16 protein-coding genes and 1 riboswitch are annotated in these 14,181 nt (G+C 70.5%); of the genes, 12 read left to right on the top strand and 4 right to left on the bottom strand.

The window, feature by feature from the left end:
• Positions 1-47: 47 nt before the first annotated feature.
• On the top strand, positions 48-647 hold the full coding sequence (locus ASG71_RS08160; protein WP_056738140.1) for a GDSL-type esterase/lipase family protein: 600 nt from the start codon (positions 48-50) through the stop codon (positions 645-647).
• A gap of 17 nt (positions 648-664) precedes the next feature.
• Here ASG71_RS08160 and ASG71_RS08155 read toward each other — a convergent pair whose 3' ends face one another.
• The gene (locus ASG71_RS08155) at positions 665-892 is read right to left on the bottom strand and encodes a hypothetical protein (RefSeq protein WP_056738139.1); all 228 of its coding nucleotides are present in this window, start codon (positions 890-892) and stop codon (positions 665-667) included.
• 218 nt (positions 893-1,110) lie between these two features.
• Between ASG71_RS08155 and ASG71_RS08150 the strand changes: the two genes are divergently transcribed.
• The 3 genes from ASG71_RS08150 to ASG71_RS17205 all read left to right on the top strand — a co-directional run bounded on the left by ASG71_RS08150 (position 1,111) and on the right by ASG71_RS17205 (position 2,714).
• Positions 1,111-1,938: a DUF4097 family beta strand repeat-containing protein gene (locus tag ASG71_RS08150; protein WP_056738138.1), complete on the top strand. Its 828-nt coding sequence runs from the start codon at positions 1,111-1,113 to the stop codon at positions 1,936-1,938.
• Positions 1,938-2,546 (top strand): PadR family transcriptional regulator, encoded by a 609-nt coding sequence (locus ASG71_RS08145; RefSeq protein ID WP_056738137.1) that lies wholly within the window; start codon positions 1,938-1,940, stop codon positions 2,544-2,546. The genes ASG71_RS08150 and ASG71_RS08145 overlap by 1 nt, the downstream gene beginning before the upstream one ends.
• A gap of 93 nt (positions 2,547-2,639) precedes the next feature.
• Entirely contained in the window at positions 2,640-2,714 is a 75-nt protein-coding gene (locus tag ASG71_RS17205) for a 50S ribosomal protein bL37 (protein ID WP_369299106.1), read from the top strand.
• Between the two features lie 95 nt (positions 2,715-2,809).
• On the opposite strand, the gene rsrA is transcribed toward ASG71_RS17205, so the two are convergent.
• Both rsrA and ASG71_RS08135 read right to left on the bottom strand, forming a co-directional pair.
• Positions 2,810-3,076: a mycothiol system anti-sigma-R factor gene (gene rsrA / locus ASG71_RS08140; RefSeq protein WP_056738136.1), complete on the bottom strand. Its 267-nt coding sequence runs from the start codon at positions 3,074-3,076 to the stop codon at positions 2,810-2,812.
• Positions 3,073-3,834 (bottom strand): sigma-70 family RNA polymerase sigma factor, encoded by a 762-nt coding sequence (locus ASG71_RS08135; RefSeq protein ID WP_082575020.1) that lies wholly within the window; start codon positions 3,832-3,834, stop codon positions 3,073-3,075. The genes rsrA and ASG71_RS08135 overlap by 4 nt, the downstream gene beginning before the upstream one ends.
• A 248-nt stretch (positions 3,835-4,082) precedes the next feature.
• On the opposite strand from ASG71_RS08135, the gene ASG71_RS08130 reads away from it, so the two are divergent.
• The 8 genes from ASG71_RS08130 to ASG71_RS08095 all read left to right on the top strand — a co-directional run bounded on the left by ASG71_RS08130 (position 4,083) and on the right by ASG71_RS08095 (position 12,641).
• Positions 4,083-4,631 carry a DoxX family protein gene (locus ASG71_RS08130; RefSeq protein WP_056738135.1) on the top strand — a complete coding sequence of 183 codons (549 nt, stop codon included), beginning with the start codon at positions 4,083-4,085 and terminating at the stop codon, positions 4,629-4,631.
• A gap of 6 nt (positions 4,632-4,637) precedes the next feature.
• Positions 4,638-6,041, top strand: a complete 1,404-nt coding sequence (gene aroA / locus ASG71_RS08125) for a 3-phosphoshikimate 1-carboxyvinyltransferase (RefSeq protein WP_056738134.1) — start codon at positions 4,638-4,640, stop codon at positions 6,039-6,041.
• Positions 6,025-7,140: a ribosome small subunit-dependent GTPase A gene (locus ASG71_RS08120; protein WP_056738133.1), complete on the top strand. Its 1,116-nt coding sequence runs from the start codon at positions 6,025-6,027 to the stop codon at positions 7,138-7,140. The genes aroA and ASG71_RS08120 overlap by 17 nt, the downstream gene beginning before the upstream one ends.
• 91 nt (positions 7,141-7,231) lie before the next feature.
• Positions 7,232-8,044: a histidinol-phosphatase gene (gene hisN, locus ASG71_RS08115; RefSeq protein WP_056738132.1), complete on the top strand. Its 813-nt coding sequence runs from the start codon at positions 7,232-7,234 to the stop codon at positions 8,042-8,044.
• Positions 8,045-8,148: 104 nt separating this feature from the next.
• A riboswitch (SAM riboswitch) is annotated at positions 8,149-8,262 on the top strand.
• Between the two features lie 34 nt (positions 8,263-8,296).
• Entirely contained in the window at positions 8,297-9,709 is a 1,413-nt protein-coding gene (locus tag ASG71_RS08110) for an aminotransferase class V-fold PLP-dependent enzyme (protein ID WP_056738131.1), read from the top strand.
• Positions 9,710-9,779: 70 nt separating this feature from the next.
• Complete coding sequence (locus ASG71_RS08105; RefSeq protein ID WP_056738130.1) at positions 9,780-10,538, top strand: class I SAM-dependent methyltransferase; 759 nt, start codon at positions 9,780-9,782, stop codon at positions 10,536-10,538.
• Positions 10,539-10,624: 86 nt separating this feature from the next.
• Positions 10,625-11,920 carry an Nramp family divalent metal transporter gene (locus ASG71_RS08100; protein WP_414826654.1) on the top strand — a complete coding sequence of 432 codons (1,296 nt, stop codon included), beginning with the start codon at positions 10,625-10,627 and terminating at the stop codon, positions 11,918-11,920.
• 10 nt (positions 11,921-11,930) lie between these two features.
• Complete coding sequence (locus tag ASG71_RS08095) at positions 11,931-12,641, top strand: metal-dependent transcriptional regulator (protein WP_056738129.1); 711 nt, start codon at positions 11,931-11,933, stop codon at positions 12,639-12,641.
• On the opposite strand, the gene ASG71_RS08090 is transcribed toward ASG71_RS08095, so the two are convergent.
• A complete protein-coding gene (locus tag ASG71_RS08090; protein ID WP_082574960.1) occupies positions 12,638-14,083 on the bottom strand; it encodes an MFS transporter in 1,446 nt (481 codons plus the stop codon). The two genes, ASG71_RS08095 and ASG71_RS08090, sit on opposite strands and share 4 nt — an antisense overlap.
• Positions 14,084-14,181: the final 98 nt, after the last annotated feature.

Raw genomic sequence — 14,181 nt, 5'->3', positions numbered from 1 at the left:
CCCGAAGGCGGAGGCGGACGACCGGTACCGGGAGTGAAGAGGTAGTCGTGGAAGATCGGAAGCTGCGGATCGCGGCCGTTGGGGATGAACTGCTGGCAGGACTGGGAGACCCCCGGGCGCTGGGCTGGCTGGGGCGCGTGCTGGCCCGCACCCCGCAGGACGGCCGGTCCCTGGAGAGCTATCCGCTGCCCTGCCCCGAGGAAGGCACCGAGGGCCTGGCCGAACGCTGGCTGGAAGAAGCCGGCCGGCGCTTCGACCCCCGGCACGACAACCGGCTGGTGATCGGCCTGTCCGGGCGTGACATCGAGTACGGGCTCTCCACCGCCCGCAGCAGGCTCAACCTCGCCAACATCCTGGACTCGGCGTCCCAGCACAAGATCGAGGTGTTCGTCGTCGGGCCGCCGCCAACCCTGGACCCGGCCCAGAACCGGCGGTTGGGCGAGCTGAACACCGCCTTTGCCGACGTCACCACGCGCCGCAAGCACCTCTACGTGGACACCTTTTCGCCGCTGCTGAACCACGAGCAGTGGCGCCAGGACCTCGCCGCCAACGGCGGCACCCCGGGACAGGCCGGCTACGGCCTGATGGCCTGGCTCGTGCTCCACCGGGGCTGGTTCCAGTGGCTTGGCATGGAGGCCCCGGAGTAGTCCACGGGCCGGGCCGGCTAACCGGCCGGCGGGATGGCCCCGTAGGACTTGGGCAGGGCATGCGGGTTCACCGGACGGTCCGCGTCGGAAGCTGCGGGTGCCCGGGTGTCGTAGCTGCGCGGAGTCCGCAGGGGGCGTGACCGCAGGCGGATGCCCACGGCTGCGAGGACCAGCCCGGCAGCCAGCAGGGTCAGACCGAGGCCGAACAGCCCGACGGTGCCCCCGCCTTCCGCGCCGCCGGACACGACGTCGAACAGCGGCGTCGGAAGGACGAAAACTGTAAGCCAGTCGTGAGCCCAGTGACCCCATCCAGGCCGCGGCGGACAGCCCGGCAGCGGCCCAAAATTGACTCGCGATATATCTTGATCTTTGTCCGGCGGCACCTTATCGTGGAACCATAAACGCGATATATCGCAAGCGATGATGCAGCGATTCCGCGTCCCATCCGCAATCCGGAGGAACCATGGAACAGAATGCGTGGACCGTCACCGGTCCCCAGACCATCGACGTCGACGGCGTCCGCTCACTCAAGCTCGGAATCGTCCGCGGCCGCTTCGACATCGTCACCCACGATGAGGCGGTGGCCCGGGTGGAGGTCTCCGAGGTCGACGGCGACCCGCTGGCGGTCAGCCTCACGGACGGCCGGCTGGAGCTGCGGCACCAGCTGCACGGCCCGCAGGGCTGGTTCAAGAACCTGATGGGCACGGTCAACAACAACTCCAGCAACTCCGTGGTGGTCAGCATTGCCCTGCCCGCCGGCGTCGACGTCGAGGCCGGCACGGTCAGCGGCGACGGCATGGTCTCCGGGCTCAGCGGCCACACCAGGCTCAACACCGTCTCGGGCTCCGTCCTGGCCGACGGCACCACCGGCGAACTCGGCGTGGGCACGGTCAGCGGGGACGTCATCGTCCGAAACCACCACGGCGTGCTGACGGCCAAGAGCGTCTCCGGCGAAGTGACCGCCTCGGGCGAGTTCAGCAACATCCGGGCCAACACCGTCAGCGGCGACCTGAACTTCGACCTGCACGGTTTCACCCAGGATTTCGGTGCCAACTCCGTCTCCGGCGACGTCACCATCCGGCTGCCGCACGACGTGGGCGTGGACATCATCGCGAAGTCGGCCAGCGGCGCCGTCGTCATTGACGACCAGCGGTACGCCCAGCCGGCCGGCAACGTCCAGACCATCGCCGGCCCGGATGCCAAGCTGATGCTGGTCAGGACGAATTCGGTCTCGGGCAAGACCTCCATCTTCCACAGCGAGCCGAGCCCGGACGCAGAAGCGGGGCTCTGATGCCCCCGGTCTTCGCCCACGGCGCGCTGCGGCTGTACCTCCTGGCCCTGCTGGAATCCGGCCCCAAACACGGCTACGAACTGATCAAGGCCCTCAGCGACCGCTTCGGCGGCACCTACTCCCCCAGCGCCGGAACCATCTACCCCCGGCTGGCGAAGCTGGAGGAGGAAGGCCTGGTGGCCACCCACACGGAGGGCCGGCGCACGAACTACAGCATCACCCCGGCGGGCCTGGTGGAGCTCGAGGCCCGGCGCGGGGAACTGGCCGATGTGGAGAACGACATCTCCGCGTCGGTCCGGCGGCTCGCGGACAAGCTGCGCCAGGACATCCGGGCCAACATGCAGGGCCTGCGCGCCGACCTGGCCGCCACGGCCGAGGCGGCCCGCGCCACCGCCCGCAGCGCCGCACCGGCGGCCGTGCGCTACTCCAAGGAAGGCGACCGCCGCCTGCGCGAGGCCGAGATGCTGGTGCAGTCCTTCCGGGATGACATCAGGATCGAGCTGCGGCGGCACGCCGGGGCCCGGCCCGTCAGCCCGGTGACCCTGGAAACGGTCCGCACCGTGCTGGACCAGGCCCGGATCTCCATCCGCAACTCGCTGGAGGACTGAGCGGCGGCGGCCGCGTCCCGGTTCGCGGCGGCTCCGACGATGTGGGAGACTTGAGGGCAGCTCTTTTGAGTATCAAGATTAAGGAGGCCAGCTATGAGCAAGCGTGCACGTAAACGTCGTGACCGTAAGCGTGGCGGCGCGAACCACGGTAAGCGCCCCAACACCTAAGCCACGGCTTGGATAGACAGCTTTAAGCGAAAGACCCCGGGAACCGCACGGTTCCCGGGGTCTTTCGTTTGGCCGGCGGCAGCAGCCTGCAGCGCCTAGGCCTCGGCGTCGACCGGGCGGATCGAATGGATCCGGTCGAGGATGGAATTCTTGAGGTTCTCCGGCGCGGCCTCCGTGCAGGAGCGCTTGACCATGACGCGGATGACGCACTCAAGGTCGTACTGCTCGTGGCACTCCGGGCACTCGTCCAGGTGCTGCTTGATCTCGGCGATGTCATCGTGCGTCAGGGCGCCGTCGAGGTATTCGTAGATGCGCTGCATCCGGGTGTCGTCGCAGTCGCCCAGTCCCTGGCAGTCGCTCATTTCCTGTTCTCCTGATTGTTGCCGTCGGCCGCTGCGGCAGTCCCGCCCGCGGCCCTGAATCCCCGCTCGGCCGCGTAGTCGGCCAGCATGTCCCGCAGCATCCTCCGGCCGCGGTGCAGCCGGGACATGACGGTCCCGATGGGGGTGTTCATGATGTCTGAAATTTCCTTGTACGCGAAGCCCTCCACGTCGGCGAAGTAGACCGCCAGGCGGAACTCCTCCGGGATCGACTGCAGGGCCCGCTTCACGTCCGAGTCGGGCAGGTGGTCCAGCGCCTCTGCCTCCGCCGAGCGCAGCCCGGTCGACGTGTGCGACTCGGCCCGCGCCAGCTGCCAGTCCTCAATGGTGTCCGAGTTCGACTGCAGCGGTTCGCGCTGCCGCTTGCGGTACAGGTTGATGTACGTGTTGGTGAGGATCCGGTACAGCCAGGCCTTCAGGTTCGTTCCCGGCTTGTACTGGTGGAACGCGGAGAACGCCTTGGTGTAGGCCTCCTGGACGAGGTCCTCGGCGTCCGCCGGGTTGCGGGCCATCCGCATGGCAGCGGAATACAGCTGGTCCACGTACTGCATCGCGTCGCGTTCGAACCGCAGGCGGCGCTCTTCGGAGCTTTCGGCGGAGGTGTCCAGCGGCTGGCCGGTGCCATCCGCCGCGACGGTTTCTCCGGCGGCCGCCTCCGCGGCGGCGCTGTCGGCGGGCTTGGCGTCGTCGTTTCCGGCTACCTCGTGCGTGGCCGCAACGGCCGGATCCATGGTGCTCATTGCCTTCAAGTCTACTGTCACCTTCCGGCGGGCGTCCGGGACACCCGTGAAGGCATCGGCCCACGGGTTCACGGGGACCGCGTCAAGCAGTCCTGCGTCGTTCACCAGCACCAAAGCTCCGCCTTCCTGTTTGCGTCCAAAGCTGTCATGCACAACCCCCGGGGACGGGCAAATATTCCACAAAAGTGCAAGACTAGAACCGGTTCCCCCGCACAGCGTCCGCGGTTCGTCCATCCAGGAGGAAATTCATGTCGTTTGTCCGCTTTCTTGCCCGCCCCATGCTCGCCTCCAGTTTCGTCCTCGCAGGCATGGACAAGCTCCGGAACGCGGATGACACGGCCACGCAGCTCTCCCCCCTGCTGCGCCGCGCGGCCGAGACGCTGCCGTTCCAGACCAACGAGAAGGTCCTGGCCCGCGTTCTCGGCGGCACCCAGGTCGGCGCCGGCGTCTGCCTGGCGCTCGGCAAGTCCGCCCGCCTCGCCGCCACCGTCCTGGCGGTAATTTCCGCACTCAACGCGTACGTCGAATGGCGCAGCGCCGACATCACGTCCAAGGAAGGCCGTGACGCCCGCCGCAAGCAGCTGCTGAAGAACGTCACGCTCACCGGCGGCGTCCTGCTGGCCTCCGTGGACACCGCCGGAAAGCCCAGCCTGGCCTGGCGCGCCGAACACCTGGCCGCCGATGCCCGCAAGAGCACCGCGCACCTGGCCGCCGACGCGCGCAAGAGCACCGAAAAGAAGCTCAAGAAGGCTGACAAGGCGGTCCGCAAGGCCGTGGACCACGCAGTCGGAGCCTAACCCCGCATGACTGGCAGCACCCCCTCCGCAGCAGCCCCTTCCCTGCCGGCCGCGGGCGGTCCGCACTGGCGCGCGCCGTTTGCGCAGCGCCCGGTCGATGCGACCGTGACCGTTCCCGGATCCAAGTCGCTGACCAACAGGTACCTGGTGCTCGCGGCCCTGGCCGACGGGCCCTCCCGGCTCCGCGCGCCGCTGCACTCCCGCGACTCCGCCCTGATGATCGCTGCGCTGCGTCAGCTCGGCGCGGGCATCACCGAAGTCCCCGGCGACGGCGCCTACGGCCCGGACCTGGAGATCACCCCGATCGCCCCGGACGCCGCCGCGGCGGACGCGGCCATCGACTGCGGCCTGGCCGGAACGGTCATGCGTTTCGTGCCCCCGCTGGCGGCACTGCACCGCGGCACGACGGTGTTCGACGGCGACCCGCATGCCCGCAAACGGCCGATGGGCACCATCATCGAGGCCCTCGCCGGCCTCGGCGTGGCCGTGGGCGCACCCGAGGGTGGGCCCGCCTCGTCGCTGCCGTTCGCGGTGCAGGGAACCGGGGAGGTCCGCGGCGGGCATCTGGTGATCGATGCCGGGGCCTCGTCGCAGTTCGTCTCCGCCCTGCTGCTGGTGGGCGCCCGGTTCCGCGACGGACTCCACCTAGAGCACCGCAGCGCCGAGCACCCCGGCGCCCCGGTCCCCAGCCTGGACCACATCAAAATGACCGTCGCCGTGCTGCGCAGCGTCGGCGTCAACGTTGACGATTCGGTCCCCAACCACTGGAGCGTCGCCCCCGGGCCCATCCGGGCCTTCGACCGGCGGATCGAACAGGACCTCTCCAACGCCGGGCCGTTCCTGGCCGCTGCCCTGGCCACCGGCGGCACCGTCCGCATTCCCAACTGGCCCGTCGGCACCACCCAGGTGGGCGACCTGTGGCGGAGCATCCTGCCGGCCATGGGCGCCACCGTCACGCTGGCCGACGGCACCCTCAAAGTCACCGGCGGCCCCCAGATCACGGGCGGGCGGTTCGCCGACACCAGCGAACTCGCGCCCACCGTCGCGGCCCTGTGCGCCCTGGCCACCGGTCCCTCGACCCTGACCGGCATCGCACACCTGCGCGGCCACGAAACGGACCGGCTCGCCGCCCTCGTCACCGAGATCAACCGGCTTGGCGGCGATGCGGAGGAAACCGCGGACGGGCTCACCATCCGCCCGGCGCCGCTGCACGGCGGCGTCGTGCACAGCTACGCCGACCACCGCATGGCGACCGCCGGCGCCATCTGGGGCCTTGCGGTCCCCGGGGTGGAGGTCGAGGACATCGGCACCACGGCCAAGACCATGCCTGACTTCCCGCAGCTCTGGGAGGCCATGCTCGGCCAGGACAACACCGCAGACAAGGACGCCACCGGTGGCCCGCAGCACTGACTCCTGGGACGAATCCGACGTCCGGATCCGGCCCAACAAGAAGGGCTCCCGCCCGCGCACCAAGGACCGGCCCAGCTACGACGACGCCGTCACCGGCCGGATCATCACCGTGGACCGCGGCCGCTACACCGCCGTCGTCGACGAGGGCACTACCGACGAACGCAAGATCATCGCAGCCCGGGCACGGGAGTTGCGTCGCAATCCGGTGGTTGCCGGGGACTTCGTCGCCCTCGTCGGGGACGTCAGCGGCGAACCCGACACGCTGGCGCGCCTGGTCAAGATCCAGGACCGCCGGACGCTCCTGCGCCGCAGCGCGGATGACACCGACCCGATCGAACGTGCCGTCGTCGCCAACGCCGACCAGCTGGTCGTCGTCGTTGCCGCGGCCAACCCGGAGCCGCGCACCGGTTTCATCGACCGCGCCCTGGTGGCGGCCTACGACGCCGGCATCGAACCTCTGCTGCTGGTCACCAAGGCCGACGTCAAGGATCCCGCCGAACTGCTCGCCAACTACCGGCACCTGGATTTCCCGGTGATCATCTCCAAGACCGCCGACTCGGCCGCCTCGGGCATCGACGCCCGCTCCGACGACGGCCTCTCCGCCCGGCTGGACCGGGACGCCGTCTCCCAGCTCCGGGCGCACCTCGACGGTAAGGTCACCGTCATGCTCGGCCACTCCGGCGTCGGCAAATCCACCATGGTGAACGCGCTCACCGGCGCCGAACGGGCCACCGGCGGCGTCAATGCCGTCACCGGCCGCGGCCGGCACACCTCCTCCTCCGCGCTGGCGCTGAAAGTCAGCGACGCTCCGGCCGGCAGCTGGATCATCGACACCCCCGGCATCCGCTCCTTCGGCCTGGCCCACGTGGACCCGGACCGGATCCTGCACTCCTTCCCGGACCTGGAACCGGGCACCGAGGACTGCGAACGCGGCTGCAAGCACGACGCCACCGCGGTCAACTGCGGCGTGGACGCCTGGGTCCAGGCCGGACACGCCGGCCCGTCCGGCCCGGCCCGGCTGGCCTCCCTGCGCCGCCTGCTCGGGACCGACCCGCGGATGGAAGCCCAGGACACCAAGGAGCTTGGCAGCGTCTCCTGAGCCGGCGCCCGGGCCTTCAAACTGCCCGCCGTCCGGCCCGCGGGGACGTGGCCTCCCGGCCCGCCCGGCACTTAGGCGGTAGTTTGGAGGCATGAGCCAACCAGCTTCGAGCTACAACGATGACCTGCGCCTTGCCCACGTACTGGCCGATTCCGTCGATTCCCAGACGATGAGCCGCTTCAAGGCGCTCGACCTTCGGATCGAGACGAAGCCGGACCTCACCCCCGTCACCGACGCCGACAAGGCCGCCGAGGAAGCCATCCGCGGCCAGCTCTCCCGCTCCCGTCCGCGCGACGCCGTGCTCGGCGAGGAATTCGGCAGCTCCGGCCACGGCGCGCGGCGCTGGATCATCGACCCGATCGACGGGACCAAGAACTTCGTCCGCGGCGTCCCGGTCTGGGCCACCCTGATCGCCCTCGTCGACGAGGGCGAGCCGGTGGTCGGCGTCGTCAGCGCCCCGGCCCTGGGCAAGCGCTGGTGGGCGGCCAAGGGCGCCGGCGCCTACACGGGCCGCTCGCTGGCCGCCGCCACCCGGCTGAAGGTCTCCAACGTTTCGCGGCTCGCGGACGCCTCCCTCTCCTACTCCAGCCTGGGCGGCTGGAAACAGCGCGGCAACCTCGACGAGTTCATCGGCCTCACCGAGGAAGTCTGGCGCACCCGCGCCTACGGCGATTTCTGGTCCTACTGCCTCGTGGCCGAGGGCGCCGTCGACATCGCCTGCGAACCCGAGCTGAACCTCTACGACATGGCCGCGCTGGTCCCGATCGTCACCGAGGCCGGCGGCCGCTTCACCTCGCTCGAGGGCGAGGACGGCCCCTTCGGCGGCAACGCCCTGGCCACCAACTCGATCCTGCATTCCGAAGTCCTCAAGCGCCTGAACCCCAACCTCGACGACCTGCTCTAGCGGTCCGGCGGTCCGGCGGTCCGGCGGTCCGGCGGCGTAACACTACGCTTCACATTGCGGCCCTCCTTTCCGGTGCGCGGGGGCCATGTCCTAGGCTCGAACCAGGTCACGAGTGCCAGCGCTAAACCCCGGTTTGCTGGCCGGCAACCCTCCTTTCGCGGCGGGGTGCCCCGGGTGACGACCTGGCCGGTCCGGAGCGGACCCGGCAAGCGCGGATCCCCTGTGTGCGGGGTCCTTTTCGAGCGAGGTCCCATGTCGACTGCCACCATTCCCACCCCCACCGCCGGGCGCTGCGATGCCCGCCCGGCCACTGCCCTCCGGCCGCTGTCCGCCGTCTCCGGCGCGGAGATCCAGGCACCGCTGATCCAGGGCGGCCAGGTCCGCTACGCGAACCTCGACTACGGCGCCTCCGCCCCGGCGCTGTCGGTGGTCTCCGCCTACCTGAACGAGATCCTGCCGTTTTACGCCAGCGTCCACCGCGGCGCCGGCTATGCGTCCCAGCTCAGCACCTCGGTGTACGAAAACGCCCGGAACATCGTCCGGCGCTTCGTCGGCGGCCGGGACGACGACGCGGTGATTTTCACGCGCAACACCACCGACTCGCTGAACCTGCTGGCCGGCTGCCTGCCTGCGGCGGACGGGTCGCCGGCCGGAGAAGTCCTCTACCTGGACATCGAGCACCACGCCAACCTGCTGCCCTGGCAGAACGTACCGCACCGCAGCGTCGTCGCCGCGCCCACGCTGGCCGGAACCGTGGAACGGCTCCGCGCCGAACTGGCCGGCGGCGGGGTCAGCCTGCTCGCCGTCACCGGCGCCTCGAACGTCACCGGCGAAATCCTGCCCATCCGCGAGCTGGCCGCCCTGGCCCACGAATTCGGCGCGCGGATCGTCGTGGACGCCGCCCAGCTGGCGCCGCACCGGCGGATCGACCTTACCGTTGACGACGTCGACTACCTCGCCTTCTCCGGGCACAAGCTCTACGCCCCCTTCGGGGCCGGGGTGCTGGTGGGACGGCCGGACTGGCTCGACGCCGGCACCCCGCACCTGGCCGGCGGCGGCGCGGTGCGCGACGCGAGGCTGGACAGCGTCAGCTGGACCACCGGGCCGGCACGGCACGAGGGCGGCTCCCCCAACGTCCTGGGCGCGGCCGCGCTGGCCCGTGCCACGCAGGTGCTCGAGGCCCTCGACGAGCAGGAATGGCACGCCCACGAGGACGCCATCCGGTCCTACCTGGTCCAGGGCCTGCAGGAGCTCGACGGCGTAAGCGTGCACCACATCTTCGAGGAGACGGCGCGCGGCGAGGGCCCCGGCACGATCGGCGTCGTGAACTTCTCCGTGGCCGGGTACGACGCCGGCCTGGTGGCCGCGTACCTGTCTGCGGAGCACGGCGTCGGGCTGCGGGACGGCAGGTTCTGCGCCCATCCGCTGCTCAAACGGCTGGGCCTGCCCGCGGGTTCACTGCGCGCCAGCTTCGGCCTGGGCTCCCGGATCGAGGACGCCGAACGGCTGCTCGCCGGGCTGCGGGACCTGCGCCGGCAGGGCCTGGGCTGGGACTACGTCGTGGACGCCGGACGCTGGGTGCCCGCCAACGACACCCGCAGCTACCCGCACTGGGCGCCCAACACCCCGGGAACCGCCGGCGCAGCCCCCTGCACGGTGGAGTAGGCGCGGCGCGGCCGCCGGCCGTGCGGTAAATTCTTCAGGTACCCACCAGAGCTGCCGAAGGAGATCGCACGTGGCACGCGGCGGCCCCAAGCTTCACCATTCACGCCGGCAGGAGCTGGGCCGGAGCTTCCAGGACGGCGGGGAGCACTACGACCGCGTCCGTCCGGGCTACCCGGCGGATTCGGCCGACTGGCTGGTCCCGGCCGGGGCGCGGGATGCCGCGGACCTGGGCGCCGGAACCGGCAAATACACGGCGCTGCTGGTCGAACGCGGCCTGGCAACCGTGGCCGTCGACCCGTCGCTGGACATGCTGGCGCAACTGCGCCGTTCCCTGCCGGGCGTCACCGCCGTCGAGGGCACTGCCGAGCACACCGGCCTGCCGGCGGAAGCCTTCGACCTGGTCACGGTCGCGCAGGCGTGGCACTGGTGCGACCCGCTGGCCGCCAGCGCCGAGGCTGCCCGCATCCTGCGGCCGCGCGGGGTCCTGGGCCTGGTCTGGAACCAGCTCGACACCTCCGTCCCGTGGGTGCACCGGCTGTCCCGGATCATGCACGCCGGCGATGTCCACAAACCGGACTTCAGACCGACGGTCGGCCCGGAGTTCACCGGATTGGAGAGCCACCTCACCCGCTGGGAGGACCCGGTCAGCACCGGGGACCTCGTGGAACTGGCCAAGTCCCGCAGCTACTACCTGCGGGCCGGCGAGGCCACCCGCGCCAAGGTGCTCGGGAACCTCGATTGGTACCTGCACGAGCACCTTGGCCACAGTGACGGCGAACTCCTGGCCCTGCCCTACCTGACACAGAGCTGGCGGGCCACCAGGGCCTGAGGATTGCACGGATCCCGCCGCACCCCTAGAATTTCGGTGTGCCTAACTTTTATATGTAGGCAATCAAGAAATTCAGGGAGACCACAGTGCTGGATGTCGCCGGACCCGAACAGCAGCCCGCGCCGCTGCCGCCCGCCCGCGGGGTGCGCGGCCGCCGTCGTGCGCTGCTGGGGCTGCTCGGCCCTGCCTTCGTGGCCGCCATCGCCTACGTGGACCCCGGCAACGTGGCCGCCAACCTCACCGCCGGCGCGCAGTACGGCTACCTGCTGGTCTGGGTGCTCGTCGCGGCGAACGTCATGGCGGTCCTGGTCCAGTACCAGTCCGCGAAGCTCGGCATCGTCACGGGCAAGAGCCTGCCGGAGATCCTCGGCGAGCGGCTGCGGCCGCTGTGGCGCCGCGCCTTCTGGGTCCAGGCCGAAATCGTCGCCGCCGCGACCGACCTGGCCGAGGTGGTGGGCGGGGCCGTGGCGCTCTACCTCCTCTTCGGCCTGCCGCTCCCCCTCGGGGCGGTGATTGTCGGCGGCATTTCCATGGCCCTGCTCGCCGTGCAGAGCCGCAACCGGCAGCGCCCGTTCGAGTTCGTCATCATCTTCCTGCTGGCCATCATCACGGTGGGCTTCCTGGCCGGGCTGTTCATCAGTCCGCCGGACCCGCGCGGCGTCGCGGCCGGGCTGGTGCCCGGTTTCCAGGGCCCGGACACGGTGCTCCTGGCTGCCAGCATGCTCGGCGCGACGGTGATGCCGCACGCCATCTATGTCCACTCCGCGCTCTCCCGCGACCGGCACCGGCCCAACCCCCACGTGCACGTCCCCGCCCACGCCGTTTCCCGGCTGGTCAGGGCCACCCGCTGGGACGTGGTCGCGGCCCTGGCTGTCGCCGGGATCGTCAACATCGGGATGCTGCTGCTGGCCGCGTCCACCCTCGGCGGAGAGGAGGGCACGGACACCATCGAGGGCGCCCACGGCGCCATCACGGCCAACCTCGGCCCGGTGCTGGGCGCGGTGTTCGCCGTCGGACTGCTCGCCTCCGGCCTGGCCTCCACCTCGGTGGGCTGTTACGCCGGCGGCACCATCATGCAGGGTCTGCTGAAGATCCGCATCCCGCTGATGTTGCGGCGGGTGCTCACCCTGATCCCCGCCGTCGTCCTGTTGGGCGTCGGCTTCGACCCCACCTGGGGACTGGTGCTCAGCCAAGTCGTGCTCAGCTTCGGTATCCCGTTCGTCCTGGTGCCGCTCGTGGTGCTGACCAGCAGCAAGTCCCTGATGGGCGGTTTCGCCGACGGGATGGCGCTGCGGGTCGCCGCCGTCGTCAGCGTGGTCCTGGTGGTGGCCCTGAACCTGGTGCTGCTGTGGCTGACGTTCACCGGCGCCGCCGGACGGTAGGCTTGGGACTGTGAAGACCAGTCCCCCATCCTCCTCGATCGAGGACTACGTCAAGGTCATTTACTCGTTCACCGAGTGGCAGGACAAGCCCATCACTTCCACCCAGCTGGCCCAGCGGCTCGGCGTGGCCAACTCCTCGGTCTCGGAGATGGTCCGCAAGCTCAAGGACCAGGGCCTGGTGGACCACAAGCCCTACAGCGCCGTCACCCTGACCGCCGACGGCCTGCGGCTGGCGCTTTCCATGGTCCGGCGGCACCGGTTGATCGAGACGTTCCTGGTCCAGGAACTCGGCTACCGCTGGGACGAGGTCCACGACGAGGCGGAATTGCTCGAACACGCGGTCTCCGACACCTTCATCGAGCGGATGGCCGCCAAACTCGGCAACCCGGTCCGGGATCCGCACGGCGACCCGATTCCGGCGGCGGACGGCTCCGTGCTGATGCCCCCGGCGCACCGGCTGAGCGAACTCGACGACGGCCACAGCGGCCGGATCACCCGGATCAGCGACGAGAACCCCGAGCTGCTGCGCTACCTCGCCGCCGAGCAGATCGACCTCGACTCCGCCGTCGAGGTCCTGGGCCGCAAACCGTTCGGCGGGCCGCTGGTGGTGCGGATCGGCGCCGGCGGAGCGCCCCGTGAGATCGACCTTGCCGACGAGGTCGCCGCCGCGCTCTGGGTGCACAGCGACGCCGTTCACGCCGGCTGCAGCGTCGCCTCTTAGGCCGCGCGCCCGCCCGGGTCCGTTCCGCCTGGGCTTGTCCCGCCCGGGCCTGTCCCGTCCGGGTCTGGCGCCGGCGGAGGGTTCCGGATGCCGACGGCGGACGCCGCGGCGCCCGCGATGAAGAGGCCCGCGGTGACCGCCGCCGTGCCATGCAGGCCCGCCGTCGTAATAACGGGGCCGGTGATGAGCCCGGCGAAGGCGATGGTCACCAGGCCCGCGATACGGGCGACGGCGTTGTTGACCGCCGACCCGATTCCCGATTCCTCCGGGTCCACGGCCCCGAGGATCGCGGCGGTCAGCGGCGCGACCGTCACGGCCAGGCCGACGCCGAACACCACCAGCCCGGGCAGCACCTGGCCGAAGTAGTCCAGCGGCAGGTCGATGCCCAGCATCATCAAAAAGCCCGCCGCACACAGCAGCGGCCCGGCCGTCATGAACCAGCGCGGCCCGTACCGGCCCGACAACGTTCCAACCCGGGCGGAGAGCAGCAGCAACAGGAGGGTGGAGGGCAGCAGGGCAAGGCCGGCGGCGGTGGCGCCCAGCCCGGCCACCTGCTGCAGGTAGAGCCCGAGGACGAAGAAGCCAAGGTTCAGCGCGCCATAGATCACCAGGGTGGCGGCGTTGCCCCAGCCGAAGTTGCGGATCGCAAAGAGCCGCAGCGGCATCATCGGCGCCGGCGTACGATGCTCGTGCAGCAGGAACGCGCCCAGTGCGGCCAGCCCCAGCACCAGCGGCAGCCAGACCTGCGGGGACCCCCAGCCCCGGGTACCGCGTTCGATGAAGGCGTAGACGACACCGCCGAGGCCAATGACCGCAAGGGCGGTCCCGGCGGCGTCGATCCGGGCGCCGGGGGCCCGGCCCCGGTCCAGGGCGCGCAGCCGTCGGAGGGCCGGCCAGACGGCCGCGGCCGGGATGATGTTGAGGAAGAAGATCACCCGCCAGGTAAAGACGTCCACGGAGATGCCGCCCAGCACCGGCGCGGCCACGATCGCACCGGAGGTCCAGGCGGACCACTTGCCGATCGCCGCGGACTGCGCCGGTCCGCTGAAGACCGTGACGATCAGGGCCAGCGAGCTGGGCACCAACAGGGCACCGGCGATGCCCTGCAGGCCGCGGGCCACAATCAGCGATTCACCGTTCCACGCCAGGCCGCAGAGCACGGACGTGACGGTGAACCCGGCCAGGCCCCACTGCAGGACGCGCACCCGGCCGAACTGGTCCGAGAGCGAACCAGCGACCAGGATCAGCGCGCCGAGTGTAAGCAGGTAGGCGTCAACCACCCATTGCTGGACCACCAGGCCGCCGCCGAGTTCCCGGCTGATGGCGGGCAGGGCGAGGTTGACCACGGAACCGTCGAGGAACGCCATGAAGGACGCGACGATCGCCACGTACAGCACGCGTTTTTCGACGGTCGTCAACGCTGCGGCGGGACTGCCGGACATGGCTGCTGCCTTCCTCCGGCACCGGGATGCCGGGTGTGGCTTGAGCCTAGCACCGGCCGCCGCCGGGCCGCAGGCCTGCCCGGATCCCGTAAAGTTGA

The sequence above is a fragment of the Arthrobacter sp. Soil763 genome, from assembly GCF_001428365.1.
In the GTDB taxonomy this organism is placed as follows: domain Bacteria; phylum Actinomycetota; class Actinomycetes; order Actinomycetales; family Micrococcaceae; genus Arthrobacter.
Note: the sequence above shows the minus strand (reverse complement) of the source record. Positions and strands in the feature narration are given on the sequence as shown.